Genomic DNA, 14,205 nt, shown 5'->3' on the forward strand with positions numbered 1-14,205 from the left:
GGCTTCTCAGTCCGACAGGCTCCTGAGCAACGTCAGACTTCATTGAAAACGGGGCTTTTTATTGCCCAATCAGGCACTGGTCACCCACTCGGAAACAAAGTCATTAACATCCAATACAGGCACTTTCTTTTTAGCGCCAGCTGGCTTGCCAAGGTAGATAAAACCCATCAGCTGCTCGTTGTCGGCAAGACCCAGCCCTTTTGCCAGTCGTGGGTGGTAACAAAGCTCCCCGGTTCGCCACATTGCCCCGACCCCCTGGGCATGGGCCGCCAGCAGCAGAGAATGAACTGCGGCCGCCAGTGACATCTTCTGTTCAATCTCCGGCACCTTTGGATGCTGCTTAACCGGGCAAATAGCCAGTACCAGCATAGGGGCTCGGAGCGGCATCCCTTTGAAACGTGCCAGCGCATCTTTTGAAAGGTCAGGCTGATCCTCAAGGACTGCCTGCGCCATCAGCTCACCCAGCGCTTCCCGCGCCTGGCCACTGATTTTTAAAAATCGCCAGGGGCGAATACGGCCATGGTCAGGGGCTCTCAGGGCTGCCTTGAACATGACATCCAGTTGCTGATCGCTGGGTGCTGGTTCCTCCAGGATGGGGGTCGATACCCTTTCCAGCAAAAGCTCTATACCATTCATCAATAACTCACTCCCACCAATTACAGATTTGAGCGTTCCTGCATGTTAGAATGACCTGCCCACAGCAAATTGCTGACGGTATTATCAGGTCTGGCTATGAACCAATTTTAATGCAATCCAATAAGAATACTGTATCTCCGCCCCAGAGTCGTGCTCCCCGGCTCTCTCCAAGAGTCCTGGCCTATTGGCTCGCTGCCTCGGTGATGGTTTACGGGCTGGCCAACCAGTACCTTCCTTCTGTTTTCCTGGGCGCTGTCGCTTATTTATCGGTTTTTCCCTGGCTTTCCAACCTGGCGATCAACGTGGTATTTCGCGCCAGCAATCAAAAGACAGTGGACAACAAAAAGCCTCTGGTTACCCTTTTACTGGATTCTTTGAATGTTGGAGCCTTAATCACCCTTGCCGATTTCCCGATGGTCAGTGGCATGCTGCTGGTGGCTCTGCTGACAGGCTGGGCGATTTACCTTCAAGGGCTGAGGGGGCTGATGATCATCATTCCCCCTGCAGCAGCTGCCATATCTATTCATCACTTTATTGAACCTGATTTCACCATTTCAGCCGGGCAGGATGCAGTGTTTATCAGTCTGCTTGGAATGCTTATTTTCATATCCTACTGTGCCTATGTCCTCAGGCTCAGAGAGCAGCATTTTCAGGCTATTCAGCTCAGTGCCCAGCAACAGCGGCAACGTTACAGCAGGCTTGCCAGCAGTCTGGCCAAATACCTTTCTCCCCAGGTATGGGAATCCATTTTTTCCGGTAAGCGCAATACCAAACTGGAGAGCCAGCGAAAAAAACTGACGGTCTTCTTTTCCGATATCAAAGGCTTTACTGATCTGGCCGAAGCACTTGAGCCAGAGGTGCTGACAGAGTTGCTGAACACTTACCTGAACGACATGTCCCGTATTGCTCTGAAATATGGGGGAACCATCGATAAATTTATCGGTGACAGTATTATGATTTTCTTTGGTGACCCTAAAACCCGGGGCTATCAAAAAGATGCCCTGGCCGCTGTTTCAATGGCCATTGAAATGCAGAAACACATGCAAGTACTGCGCAAGCAATGGATCGCCAAAGGGGTCGAGAACCCACTTCAAATCAGGATTGGCATCAATACCGGTTACTGTACGGTGGGTAATTTCGGTGCCGAGTCCCGTATGGATTACACCCTCCTGGGGCGTGAGGTGAATTTGGCCAGTCGGCTGGAAAGCGCAGCAAAACCCAACCAGATTCTGCTGTCCCATGAAACCTGGTCGCTGGTTAAGGATGTGGTACTTTGTCAGTCCAAGGGAGAGATACAGGTAAAAGGCTTCAGTCGTTCGGTGCCTATTTATAAAGTGATCGATCTGCGCCGCAATCTTGGTCAGCAGAAAAGTTATTTTGAACTCGACAGCAAAGGCTTTTCCTTCAGTCTGGATACCAACAGTATTGATGAGTTCGAGCGTAAAAAGATCATTCAGACGTTAGATGAGGCAACACAGAAGTTACTGAAAGATGATCTGTCGAGCCCGGCAAAACCGGGACGAAAAACAATTGTCCAGACCCTGGTAAAGTAATTACTCAAGCCATCGGTTCAGTAATGTATCTAACGCTTTTTTATTGAAAGGCTTGGCAATGTGGCCATTCATCCCTGCGTCCCGGCATCGTTCTTTGTGCTCTTCCAGTGTGTTTGCTGTTAGTGCGATGATGGGCGTCTGTCTGGTATTCGTCATTTTTCGCAGCTGTTTTGTTGCAGCGTAGCCATCCATTACGGGCATATTGCAGTCCATCAGGATCAGGTCAAACTTTTCAGTGGTGCAAGCTGTGATGCAATCCTGACCGTTGTTGGCAAGGTTTATATTGTACCCCAGCTGTTCAAGCATACCCTCAGTCACCAGCTGGTTGATCACATTGTCTTCTACTACCAGGATCCTTTTCTTCCTGAAGGCTGGCTGTTGATGGTCCGTTGCATTGTGTGGGTGATTGATGCTTTCTGGTGACCGGTTGTCGGGAATGCCAATGACTTCTGCACACTTTTTATAGAGCTTTTGCTGAGTCACCGGCAGTGAGAGCCATAACAGATTATCAGGCATTTCACGGGGCTGTTCATAGCTGATAAAGATCGTTTTACATTGAGGACGGTGTTGAGCCATATTCAGGGCCAGGGATTGTTGATCAGTGATAATGAGCGATTCGGTTGAGTCGTAATCAATGTTCAGACCGCTGTCGTCAGGCTCAACAATACGACAGGGTACATTCCAGTAGCTGAGCAACCGGTGACAGATTTGCTGTGTGGATTCTTCACAGGCCAGTAATACCGGCTGGTTTTCCAGGGTAATGGTGGCTTCACTGGTTATCTGTTCAGGTTGTGTTAAGGGCAGTTTTATCGAAAAAGTACTGCCCTGCTTTTCCCGGGACATGACCCTGATGGATCCATCCATTGCTTCCACCAGCTCCTTGGTCAGTGCCAGCCCCATACCGGAGCCCCCGTAGCTGTCATAGATCGCATTGCTGGCCTGGGTAAAAGGGGTGAAAATTGCTTCGAGGGCCTTTTTGGGGATGCCAATCCCGGTATCGGTAATGTTAATGATCAGTTCAAGACGGTTTTCGCTAAGCGGTTTTGAGTCCAGTGATAGTTTGATCTCACCCTGATGGGTGAATTTAATGGCATTACCCAGAAGGTTATTAATGACCTGACTGATGCGGGTAGGATCACCAAGCAGAGTGGTTGGCAGCGTTGGGTCAATATCACAGGTCAGTGGAATATTTTTTTCGTAGCTCTTCTGACTCAACAACACGACCGATTCTTCAATGATTTCACGCAAATTGAAATGAGTATGTTCAATGGCAACTTTGCCGGACTCCAGCCTGGCCAGGTCGAGCAAGCTATTGAGCAGTCGGACCAGTCGAACGCCTGACTGACGAGCCAGATCGAGGCGCTCATATTGTTTGTCGGTCAGTTCTTCATTAATGGTCAGCTCCAGCATGCCTAAAATGCCATTCAGTGGCGTGCAAATCTCATGGCTCAGGTAAGAAAGCTGTTCTCCACGAATTCTGGCTGAACGAAGTGCGGCCTGCCGGGCTTTCTCAAGTTCCGCATTGGCCTTGAATAGCGCGTTATTGTTTTCCAGCAGTTCCTGCGTCCTGTCAGCAATGCGAAGTTCAAGATCATGGCTATGTTTTCTAAGCTCATTCTCGGCAAGACTTAGATGATATAGCTGTTTTTCAATATCATCCTGAAACTCATTAAATGCGCTGGTCAGGAGCCCTATTTCATCTTTTTGATGTTTCCCGGAGATTGCCAGTGTTTTATGTTCGCAGCCTGTTCGAACCTGCTTTACGTGACGGGCCAGTTTCAAGAGTGGTTTGGTTAGCATCAGATAAAACATGCCCTGCAGAGCCAGCGCCAGCAGCAAGGTCCGGACCAGTCCAAACACCAGGGTGAGTACTGAGCGATCCAGAAACTCCTGACCGGAAGGGCGCGTGTCAGCGGTGATGGTCAGAGTACCAAGCTCTTCTTCAAGGTCGTAAGGCACTGACAATTGTTGCTGATAAGTTCGTGTGGTGCCAAAGAAGAGGTCGGTAAATTGTCTTTGTTCGTCAGGATTTTTTGCGGTTCCGGCTTTGGCCAGAACCAGGTTGTCGGTGTCAATAATTGCTGCACTGAGAATTAACGGCGACTCAATGAGTCCATTCACCAGCTCTATGGCCAGCTCTTCATCCAGGTTGTAGGCGATACGTGATGCGGGTGCCTTGCTGATGTCCAGATAAGCCTGAATGGCACTATCGATGCTCTTGTCCTGAGTCTTATAATCGTGAGTTACCTGGAAGACACTGAAAATCAATCCCAGAATAAATGCAACGCTGACTGTGTATTTGACTTGCTTAAAAGAGAGTCTGTCCCTAAGCCTCATATTTCTCTGCCTTTCCCGGGCGATAAGTGGCCCATCTAATCGTTAAAATGGCTGTTTTTCAAGAACCATTGATGAAAAAATAAAGAGGGGTTGACTCTGTGGTAAGTGATGATTAGTATACGCATCCGCTGCAGCAATGCACGAAGGTTTGCGTCCCCTTCGTCTAGTGGCCTAGGACACCGCCCTTTCACGGCGGTAACAGGGGTTCGAGTCCCCTAGGGGACGCCAATTTCCTGCCTGAAACTTCTCTTTTATCTGCCTCCTCCTCCGCAAGCTAATCTACTAGAAAATCGTCTTGTTTTTGATCAGGATTTCAATTTTCTTCAGCACCTTTCTGTTCAGCATCGTATTCAACGATATCTTCCATGGTCTATCAATTCCAATGATGAGGAATGCATTTCAAAACCAGGGCAAGCTTTGGTCTGTTTGACTATCTTTGCGGTTGCCGAATGAAAAAACGGTCAGCCTTCTGGGTGGCCAGCCACTTATTATCCGTGTCACAGGGTCTGCAGATGACTACTCAGCGGCATGAGCTTTTTTCCATTAGCGGCCTGGCCATTGGTCATGCATCAGATATCGAAAGGTTGACCGGAGTGACGGTGCTGCGCTTTGATCAGGGCGTGACAGCGGGTGTTGATGTGCGCGGTGCCGCTCCCGGAACCAGGGAGACGGAGTTGCTAAGGCCTGAAAACCTGGTGGATTCTGTCCATGCCATTGTGCTTTGTGGTGGCAGTGCGCTTGGTCTGGAAAGTATGAACGGGGTCAGTCGTTACCTGGAGGAGCAGGGCATTGGGTTACCCACAGGCTTCGTCAGGATTCCGGTTGTCACCGGTGCGGTGCTATTTGACCAGTCGGTCGGCGATGCCTCTGCCCGACCCAGTGAGCAAATGGGGTATGAAGCCACCAGGTTGGCCAGTCGCTGCGACATTGGAGAAGGTAATGTCGGTGCCGGTACCGGGGCATCAATTGGTAAAGTTGCCGGGTTTGACCGGGCGACAAAAAGTGGCATCGGTTGTTACGCCATCAGGCTGAGAGGAGGGTTGGTTGTCGGTGCCGTGGTGGCTGTCAATGCCTGGGGAGATGCTGTTGCCGGTGATAAGCTTATTGCCGGCACCAGGAGCGAAGATGGACAGCAGTTTGTTTCTGGTATGGATCTCTTAATGAATGACCAGGCCGTTCAAGCACTGCCCGGGGCAAATACCACTATCGGCGTGGTGGTGACTAACGGGAAATTAACCAAAGCCCAGGCTTTAAAGATGGCACAAATGGGGCATGATGGTTTGTCGCGAGCCATTCGCCCTGCACACTCAATGTACGATGGTGATACCATTTTCAGTGCAGCAACCGGCGAAGTGGATGCTGATGTAAATGTTTTGGGTATTGTGGGGGCGGAGGCTGTGGAACAGGCGATATATCGTGCCGTTAACACCGCATCGGCAGCGGGTGGCTTACCGTCGATTCACGATATACGGGCATAATAATCCTTTTCTGGTAATAAGTCTGCCTCGTATATCCGGCCCGTGGCAGGCTGGATGGTGGACAGCTCCTGTTCATCATTATATAACAGCACCTTTACTATCCTATGACCAGAATAAATCAGGGGTAAGCATGAAGCTTTCTGCCTTTGGCGAAAAATTCACCAGCCATTCCGGCATCCTTTCATTAATGGATGATCTGGGTAATGCCCTTGCTGATGGTAAAGATATGATTATGATGGGCGGCGGTAATCCGGCCCATATCCCCGAAGTGGAAGCTGTATTCAGGCAGCGACTGCGGCAAATTACCGAGAGTCAGGCGGAGTTTACCCGGCTGGTGGGTACCTATGATCCTCCTCAGGGAGAAAAAGACTTCGTCCGTGAGATGGCGGCTTTTCTTAACCGTCAGTTTGGCTGGCAGCTGACGGCAAACAATATTGCCTTGTCTAATGGCAGCCAGGCCGCTTTTTTTATGCTGTTCAATATGTTTGCCGGACGTTATGGGGATGGCGGGCACAAGCGTATCCAGTTACCGCTGGCACCGGAATACATCGGTTATGCCGATGCCGGGCTGAGTGATGATTTTTTTGCGGCCAATAAGCCTGAAATTGAGCATCTGGATCAGCATACCTTCAAATACCGGGTGGATTTTCAGGAGCTGGTGATTGATGACAGTATTGGTGCCATTTGTGTGTCACGCCCTACCAATCCAACCGGTAATGTACTGACAGATAGTGAAATTGAGCGGCTCGACAGTCTGGCCCTGCAACATGATATTCCCATGATCATTGATGGTGCCTACGGCACGCCGTTTCCAAAGTTGATCTTTACCGAAGCGACTCCCCGCTGGAACGAACACACCATTCTTTGCCTGAGCCTGTCCAAACTGGGGCTCCCGGCGGTCAGAACCGGTATTGTGGTGGCCAATGAGCAGGTTATCAGAGCACTGTCGGGTATTAATGCCATTATGAATCTGGCACCAAACAGTACGGGTAGCCTGCTGGCACTGGATATGATCCGGGATGACAGCATTAACGCTCTTTGTGAGAATGTGATTCGACCTTACTATCAGGAGAAGGCTCAGTTTGCTGTGAACTGCCTCAAAGAGAAACTGGGTGATATTCCCTGGCATGTTCATAAACCGGAAGGGGCAATGTTCCTCTGGTTATGGTTTGAAGGCCTGCCTGTCTCCAGCCTGGAATTGTATGAACGACTGAAGGCAAGAAATGTGCTGGTGGTTTCCGGGCATTACTTCTTTCCGGGCATAGACGACGACTGGCCTCATAAGCATGAATGCCTCAGGCTGACGTATACCCGTGATCATCAGGACGTTGAACAGGGGCTGACTATTCTGGCGGAAGAAGTACACAAACTTTACAGGTAAACACGTGCAGCTGAATTGTGATATGGGGGAGAGTTTTGGCCCCTGGCAAATGGGCAATGACCAGGCAGTGATGCCATGGATTGATATGGCTAATATTGCCTGCGGCTTTCACGCTTCTGACCCCGATACCATGAGTGACACTGTGCAACAGGCGGTGGAGTGCGGTGTCACGGTTGGTGCTCACCCCGGATATCATGACAAGGCCGGGTTTGGTCGTCGCCCCATTCCTCACAGCCCTGAAAGTATCACCGCCCTTGTGGCTTACCAGGTTGGCGCACTGGATGCTATCTGTCAGCAGCATGGCACCCGGGTAAAGTACATTAAACCCCATGGTGCCCTTTACCATGGGATGATGAATGACCCGGATGTGTTTGAAGCCATTGTGATTGCCGCGGCAAATATGGAGATCAAACCAGCGCTTATGATTCAGGCACTGAGCAATAATGCGTTGCAAAAAAAGACAGCTGACAGGTATTCAGTACCACTGATTTATGAAGCCTATGCAGACAGGGCTTATGACGATCATGGCCTGCTGGTGTCAAGAACCTTGCCAGGGGCTGTTCACCGGGATTCAGCCACGATTCTTAAGCAGGTGAGAGGCTTGCTCTCGGGGGAAGTGAGCACCATCAGCGGAAAGCGGCTGAAGCTGAACGCCGATAGTCTGTGTGTTCATGGTGATAATCCTGACGCCATAGCGCTGATCCAGCAGATTCATCAGATTGTAAAGTCGCCAGACGCTGCGTCATGATGGATATCCAGCCTGTGTCAGAATCAGCGTTGATCATACGGTTGGGTGATCATATTGATACTCAGCTGGCAATAAAAACAGGCACTCTGGCTGACCATATCAGAGATAGCTGTTCGTCAGAGCTTATTGAAGTTATCCCTTCTTATACGACCATCTATATTCAGTACCACCCGCTGAAAACGGATTTTATCGCGTTAAAAAGTCGGCTGCAGGGGCTGGTTGATGCTTTTTTTCTGTCTAATGATAAAGATGATCGTGCCCGGAAGGCCAGCAAGATAATCACCTTGCCCGTTTATTACAGCCTGGAGACGGGGCCGGATTTACCGGAGGTTGCACAGTTTCATAACCGCACAGTGGCAGATGTTATCCAGATTCACAGTAAGTCGACTTATGTCGTTTGTGCTATCGGCTTTAGCCCTGGTTTTGCTTTCCTGGGGGCAGTTGACTTCGCGATTGCCACGCCAAGAAAGTCCGAGCCCCGAAAAATGCTGCCAGCAGGCAGTGTCGGGATTGCTGACCAGCAAACCGCTGTCTATCCATCCGACTCCCCCGGCGGTTGGCAGATAATTGGGAATTGTCCGGTTTCTTTGATTGATTTTGACAAAACACCCATGTCACCTTTCTCTGTGGGTTTGTCTGTGCAGTTCCAGCCTATATCACGGGATGAGTTTTTTGCGCTTGGAGGTACTTTGTGGTCGCACTGGAAGTCCTGGACCCGGGGATGATGACGCAGCTTCAGGATACTGGTCGAACGGGAGTGGGGTACCAGGGCCTGGCCCAGGGTGGCCCTATGGATTTACATGCTTATTGCTGGGCAAATTATCTTCTGGGAAACCCTATGTTCTGTTCCCAGTTGGAGATAACCGGTGGACAGGCAAGGTTTTTAGCGCATCAAGCCATCACGCTGGCGTTAACCGGGGCTGATCTGGGAGCCAGAGTCAATAGTCAGGCTGTGGAAGGGTGGCGGACCCTGCATCTGAATAAAGGCGATACCTTATCATTTCAGTTTCCCAAAAAAGGGCTGAGAGCCTATCTGGCCATTCCCAGCGGTTTTGCTGCACCCGCCGTCTTTGGCAGTGTGGCGACCGTGGTCAGGGATGGTATTGGCGGGTTAGGGGCCAGAATTGGGAAGGAAGACAGTGGTAGTCTGATAACGCCGGGGGATTATCTTGAGACCGTTTCCAGAGAGGTAGTTAAACCCGGCATAAACCGCATGGTACCAGCCCGGTATATCCCGGAATATGTCGGGCCACTGAGCCTTAATCTGATGGAGTCGTATCAGGCCCGGGCATTTTCTGTACAGAGCCGGAAAAGTCTCTATCAGACCCAATTCACGCTTTCTCCCAATAGCGATCGTATGGGGTATCGATTGGCAGGGGCTCAAATTACGCCCCCCTTCAGCGGGGTGATTTCTGAAGGCATCGCCCTGGGGGCTGTTCAGATAGCTGAAAATGGTCAGCCAATTATTCTGATGCGCGACCACCAGACACTGGGTGGCTACCCCAAGTTCGGCTGTGTTGCCCAGTTGGATTTGAATAGGCTGGCACAGGCAATGCCCGGAACCCCGATACGCTTTCAGCCGATATCTTTTCAGGCAGCAGGACAAAAATTAAAAAGCTTCTACTCCTTCTTTAATCTGTAACCTTCCGTTTTCCCGTCAGGTATTGCTGCTTGCGTTATGGCAAAACAATTCTACAGTTGTCTGAAAAGAGGCGTGACTCGATGAATGTGTTCAGTTTCCCTGTGCAGATGATTTCAGGCGTATTGGCGGGCGCAGCTTTGTCTTTATCTGCGGTTTTTGCTGCGGACAGTACTGTGCCTGCAACACCTGCATACCTTGAACAGCCTGGCAAGCTCAGATCTATCGTGCCCCTTGACCAGCTGATAGCCAGAACCCGACATACATTCGGGATCAAGGCTTCTGACGTGGTTGTATACTCAGCCCGGTTGCAGGAAGAAGAGCATCAGAAAGTGTTTGTTATCGACTTTATTGATGCCAATAACCAGTTGGAGCGCGTTGTTTATGGTGCTTTCAGTGGCAAGCAGATAGATCATGCCCCCATGCAGGTACCCATGCCAATGGAAGAGATCTTGTCAAAGGTGGAAAGTAAGTACCCCGGAGCAAATAGAATTCGAACCTGGCTGGAGAGACAGGGTGGCAATATGGTCTATGTTATAGAGCTGGCTGACAAACAGTTTAAAGTGAAGCGTCGCCAGTTAACGATGGACGCTTATACCGGCAGAGTGATCACAGACGTAACGTATGACCTGAAACCGGATGGCAAGCGGATATCCCTTGAGCAGATTATCAAAAATGCACGGAAAAAATACCGTGGGATGGTTGTGCTGAGAACCCGAAGCGGTGTCAAAAACAATATGAATGTCAGGGAAATCATTTTTCTGGATGACAATCATATAAGACATAAGATGGTGGTAAATGCGGTTAACGGGGAAGTGATAGAAGACAGAATTACGCCGCTCGGATGGATCTAGCCCGGATATTTCATAAACGTGCTCTCGCTTGTCCTTTGTCGCTCTAAGGGAGTTTTGCTCAGTCGACCGTACTCCCCGGTACGGCGCTCCCTCACAAAATCCCTTAGAGCGACAAGCGACAAAGTCCTCGGCTTTAGCATCCAGCGTCGCCCTATCTCCTACATCCATGTGGTTGTGTGCGAGAATCGGGGCAGTTTATGAAATATCCGGGCTAGACTTGATGACAGTTTACTGAGGAGAGTCTTTGTGGATCCAAGCCGTGCCCAGTTATCAAATATCCCAGGCCTTGGTGCAAGCAGCCTGGCCAGAGAGTTGCAACCGCTAACTAACGAGATTATCGAGCGTCGGTTTTGTGGTCTGTGTGCAGAGTATATTGAGCGTCCTCCCTTTATGGCTTCCCGTTGTTGCGAACATAACTACCACTATGGCTGTACTGTCGTGATGACCCGGGAGGTTGCTCAGTGTTCAGTCTGTAAAAAAACACCTGTTGAGTTTACCAGAGATACTGATTTTGCCGAAGAGGTGAAGAAGTACGACTGGAGTCTTTTTGAGCCAGCGTCGGCCGCTGGTAGCTGTGCACCGATCCAGGCCTTCGATAGTGAAGCAGTCAGTGAACAAGCTGGAGCGATTGGTGCAGTTTCAGGACCAACTGGGCTATCAGGGACCCGCAACCAGCAAGTTGTCGATGTAGAGGAGGCCGAAAGAGCTCTTGCTCAGCCAGGTATTTTCGTACAGCAAAATTTGGTCGCTCAGGAACTGGTACCGCCCGGGGCTCCTCATCTTCATCCTGCTCTGCCGACAGTTGCCCAAACGATCGTTCGCCCCTCACTGAAGCTGAATATGGTCAGTATGACCAAGACATTTGAGCGGCTTTTGGGGCAACTGTGGATGCCAGTCGAGCTGCAGTCTCTGGCAATGCAAAGAGGGTATAGCTTTCTTAGACAGATGATGGATGTCGGTGTGGTGCCCAGATGGCAGCAAATGTGTGATAAAGAAGATCATCTTTGCGGCAAACAGATGAATATTGACAAGTCCGGTGGTGCCCGTGCGTTCTTTACCGCTATGCAGCAACATCTTGATCAGCTGGCACCGGAACACCGGTTCTTTGTTACCTTCGCCTGCTCACGGCAGAATCCGGTAACGGGTTGCCCGGAACCGGTCTCACCAGTGGTGCGAATTTTTCGTCACCCGACTGAACCTCATCTGATATTTCTATTTACTATCGGTGAGCCGGTACCGAGCCGTGCCCTTGGGCGCCTGGTTTATTGGAGTTTTGCCAGTGGTACCCAGTTAGTGAAATACCTCCAGTTTCTTATGCTGGTCAGTGAGGCAACCCAGGCTATATTTGTTCGTCCGACCAAAAAGGGAGAGTCTGATGCCGAAGGTCTGGATAAAATCGATGTCAAGGCGTTTGTGCAGCAGTACCCGCCGAGGGATTTCGGACTGGGGGATCCGTCAAAAAATAACAGGAGGATTCTGCTTTATGCCGCCCAGAGTCTTGGCTTGCAGCGTATCCGCAAAGAGGATGCTGAAAAGGTTACCCTGCTGAATAACATGATTGAGGGCAATCTGCGCGACTCTCAACTGACCGTCAAAAATGTGATTGACCATATATTGGGGCTTGGTTATCGCAAGGAGCGAGGGGTACATCTCATTTTTGACATGCCTGCCACGCAGATGCCCGGGCTGCCCGGGATAGATGTTGAGCTGAATAGACAAATGATCAATTTGCAGAACGATTTAGCCGATGTCTTGATAGAGATGTATAACCAGCGAGCAACTAGCAAAACGGACTATATACTTGTTGAGCTTGAGCCAGAGGTATCCACTTTGCGAGAAGAGATTCTGGTGCTGGTCCTGGATACCGACAGACTCTACCTGGTGAATATGAAAAACAGGTCGGTGTCTGTCCAGTGTTCGTCCAGCATTGATGATATCTGTGACTTCTGTCAGGTGTTTATGAGCGGCTGTCAAATCCTGAAGGCAAATATTATCTCTTATGCGCCGATCCAAACCAAAAAAAGTCTCGCTGAATAGCCTCCTGGAGCGGGATAAAGTCTGGAAACGTATTTTTACGTAATGTCTTCCGTATCGTCCGGCGCTAGTCTATGCCCGAGTGAAGTTCGATTCGGAGCTGGACAGAAATAACCGGTCTATGGATGATGTGACTCCCTGAATCCTGACCGTAGGCAGTAATGACATTGTCACTTTCTACTTAAAGATCGCTGGATTGGGTAAGTAAAGAACAACAAATGACCTGACACAGGAAACTGTATATGACTGTTGTGACTGTTGATATCGAGAAGAATTTGCAGAACCGTCATTTTCTCAAGCTACTGGACTTCTCCCCAATGGAGATCAGCCACTTGCTGGAGCGTGCAGCACAGCTGAAAGCGGCAAAGCGATCCGGTACTGAGGAGCAGTATTTAACCGGGCGAAATATTGCCCTGATTTTTGAAAAGGCCTCGACCCGAACCCGATGTGCCTTTGAGGTGGCCTGTTTTGATCAGGGAGCCAATGTCACCTATATCGGTGGTGGCTCGCAAATGGGGGCCAAAGAGACGGTGAAAGATACTGCCCGGGTACTGGGGCGTATGTACGACGGCATTGAATTTCGTGGTCATCTGCAGCAGCACGTTGAAGATCTGGCGGCTTATTCAGGGGTTCCGGTATGGAACGGTCTGACCGATGACTGGCATCCAACCCAGGTGCTGGCGGATTTTCTGACCATGCAGGAACACGGCAATGGTCGTTCACTGGGTGAGATGAAACTCTGCTATCTCGGTGATGGGCGCAACAACGTGGCTAATTCGCTGATGGTGGGTTCTGCGAAGATGGGGGTGGATTTCAGAATTGCTGCCCCGGCAGAATTCTTCCCTGCCCCTGAGCTTATCGAGCAATGTCGGGAAATTGCCCGGGAAACCGGGGCAAAGATTACCATCAGTGAGTCGGTGGATGAAGCGGTGGCGGGTTGTGATTTCCTGTACACCGACGTCTGGGTTTCCATGGGTGAACCGATGGAAGCCTGGGATGAAAGGGTCAAGCTTATGAAACCCTATCAGGTGAATCAGGCAGTGCTGCAAAAAACAGGCAATGCCAATGTCCGTTTCCTGCACTGCCTGCCAGCCTTTCACAACGATGACACGGTGATTGGCAAAGAAGTCGCTGACAAATTTGGTATGAACGGCCTGGAAGTCACTGAGGATGTGTTCGAGTCTGACGCCTCCATTGTCTTTGATCAGGCAGAAAACCGGATGCATACCATCAAGGCTGTGATGGTGGAAACATTGGGTAACAGTCGTTAGCCTCATGGAGTGTCGGTAGTCCGTGTCAATGACGGCTACCTTCCGGAATGACACGAAGCAATAAGTCTGACCTGCTGCTCAGGCGGAACTCTGCGAAACCCGTAGAATTGTCTACTCTATTAGATGTTTAATCTGGCGTTTTCCATTCGTTACCCGAAATGGTTCCTCAGTACTTTCCCTGTGAAAGTACTGAGTTGACTGTGTTAATGAGGCGAAAAAGTTGTTTTACAGGAGGCTTGGATAGAGCCAGCAGTACAGATCAGTGTTTGGGCTT

The 14,205-nt window shown here is 50.1% G+C and carries 11 protein-coding genes and 1 tRNA gene; 10 read left to right on the forward strand and 2 right to left on the reverse strand.

Features of this window, described 5'->3' with window-relative positions; all coding sequences use genetic code 11:
- Positions 1-69: 69 nt before the first annotated feature.
- Positions 70-636, reverse strand: a complete 567-nt coding sequence (locus ACO6V1_RS09485; protein WP_422450296.1) for a nitroreductase family protein — start codon at positions 634-636, stop codon at positions 70-72.
- 110 nt (positions 637-746) lie between these two features.
- Between ACO6V1_RS09485 and ACO6V1_RS09490 the strand changes: the two genes are divergently transcribed.
- Positions 747-2,189: an adenylate/guanylate cyclase domain-containing protein gene (locus ACO6V1_RS09490; protein WP_422450297.1), complete on the forward strand. Its 1,443-nt coding sequence runs from the start codon at positions 747-749 to the stop codon at positions 2,187-2,189.
- Here the strand turns inward: ACO6V1_RS09490 and ACO6V1_RS09495 are convergent, their stop codons facing one another.
- A complete protein-coding gene (locus ACO6V1_RS09495; RefSeq protein ID WP_422450298.1) occupies positions 2,190-4,526 on the reverse strand; it encodes an ATP-binding protein in 2,337 nt (778 codons plus the stop codon).
- Between the two features lie 152 nt (positions 4,527-4,678).
- Between ACO6V1_RS09495 and ACO6V1_RS09500 the strand changes: the two genes are divergently transcribed.
- The 9 genes from ACO6V1_RS09500 to argF all read left to right on the forward strand — a co-directional run bounded on the left by ACO6V1_RS09500 (position 4,679) and on the right by argF (position 13,931).
- Positions 4,679-4,754 (forward strand) — tRNA-Glu (locus ACO6V1_RS09500).
- Positions 4,755-5,038: 284 nt separating this feature from the next.
- Positions 5,039-6,004, forward strand: a complete 966-nt coding sequence (locus tag ACO6V1_RS09505) for a P1 family peptidase (protein ID WP_422461603.1) — start codon at positions 5,039-5,041, stop codon at positions 6,002-6,004.
- A 130-nt stretch (positions 6,005-6,134) separates the two neighbouring features.
- A complete protein-coding gene (locus ACO6V1_RS09510) occupies positions 6,135-7,385 on the forward strand; it encodes a valine--pyruvate transaminase (RefSeq protein WP_163369720.1) in 1,251 nt (416 codons plus the stop codon).
- 4 nt (positions 7,386-7,389) lie between these two features.
- On the forward strand, positions 7,390-8,133 hold the full coding sequence (locus ACO6V1_RS09515; protein WP_422450300.1) for a 5-oxoprolinase subunit PxpA: 744 nt from the start codon (positions 7,390-7,392) through the stop codon (positions 8,131-8,133).
- Positions 8,130-8,858, forward strand: coding sequence for a 5-oxoprolinase subunit PxpB (gene pxpB / locus ACO6V1_RS09520; protein WP_422450301.1), 729 nt, complete (start codon positions 8,130-8,132; stop codon positions 8,856-8,858). The genes ACO6V1_RS09515 and pxpB overlap by 4 nt, the downstream gene beginning before the upstream one ends.
- On the forward strand, positions 8,825-9,775 hold the full coding sequence (locus tag ACO6V1_RS09525) for a biotin-dependent carboxyltransferase family protein (protein WP_422466660.1): 951 nt from the start codon (positions 8,825-8,827) through the stop codon (positions 9,773-9,775). The genes pxpB and ACO6V1_RS09525 overlap by 34 nt, the downstream gene beginning before the upstream one ends.
- A gap of 80 nt (positions 9,776-9,855) precedes the next feature.
- Positions 9,856-10,626: a PepSY domain-containing protein gene (locus ACO6V1_RS09530; protein ID WP_422450303.1), complete on the forward strand. Its 771-nt coding sequence runs from the start codon at positions 9,856-9,858 to the stop codon at positions 10,624-10,626.
- A 246-nt stretch (positions 10,627-10,872) separates the two neighbouring features.
- Complete coding sequence (locus tag ACO6V1_RS09535; RefSeq protein ID WP_422450304.1) at positions 10,873-12,663, forward strand: hypothetical protein; 1,791 nt, start codon at positions 10,873-10,875, stop codon at positions 12,661-12,663.
- Between the two features lie 260 nt (positions 12,664-12,923).
- Positions 12,924-13,931, forward strand: coding sequence for an ornithine carbamoyltransferase (argF, locus tag ACO6V1_RS09540; RefSeq protein ID WP_422450563.1), 1,008 nt, complete (start codon positions 12,924-12,926; stop codon positions 13,929-13,931).
- Positions 13,932-14,205 lie beyond the last annotated feature (274 nt).

It is taken from the genome of Endozoicomonas sp. ALC013 (assembly GCF_049310205.1).
Classification (GTDB): Bacteria; Pseudomonadota; Gammaproteobacteria; order Pseudomonadales; family Endozoicomonadaceae; genus Endozoicomonas.

What these genes read in the sequence shown, in the direction of transcription:
- ACO6V1_RS09485 (WP_422450296.1), bottom strand. Translation starts at nt 636, where the DNA reads ATGAATGGTATAGAGCTTTTGCTGGAAAGGGTATCGACCCCCATCCTG.
- ACO6V1_RS09490 (WP_422450297.1), top strand. Translation starts at nt 747, where the DNA reads ATGCAATCCAATAAGAATACTGTATCTCCGCCCCAGAGTCGTGCTCCC.
- ACO6V1_RS09495 (WP_422450298.1), bottom strand. Translation starts at nt 4,526, where the DNA reads ATGAGGCTTAGGGACAGACTCTCTTTTAAGCAAGTCAAATACACAGTC.
- ACO6V1_RS09505 (WP_422461603.1), top strand. Translation starts at nt 5,039, where the DNA reads ATGACTACTCAGCGGCATGAGCTTTTTTCCATTAGCGGCCTGGCCATT.
- ACO6V1_RS09510 (WP_163369720.1), top strand. Translation starts at nt 6,135, where the DNA reads ATGAAGCTTTCTGCCTTTGGCGAAAAATTCACCAGCCATTCCGGCATC.
- pxpB (WP_422450301.1), top strand. Translation starts at nt 8,130, where the DNA reads ATGATGGATATCCAGCCTGTGTCAGAATCAGCGTTGATCATACGGTTG.
- ACO6V1_RS09530 (WP_422450303.1), top strand. Translation starts at nt 9,856, where the DNA reads ATGAATGTGTTCAGTTTCCCTGTGCAGATGATTTCAGGCGTATTGGCG.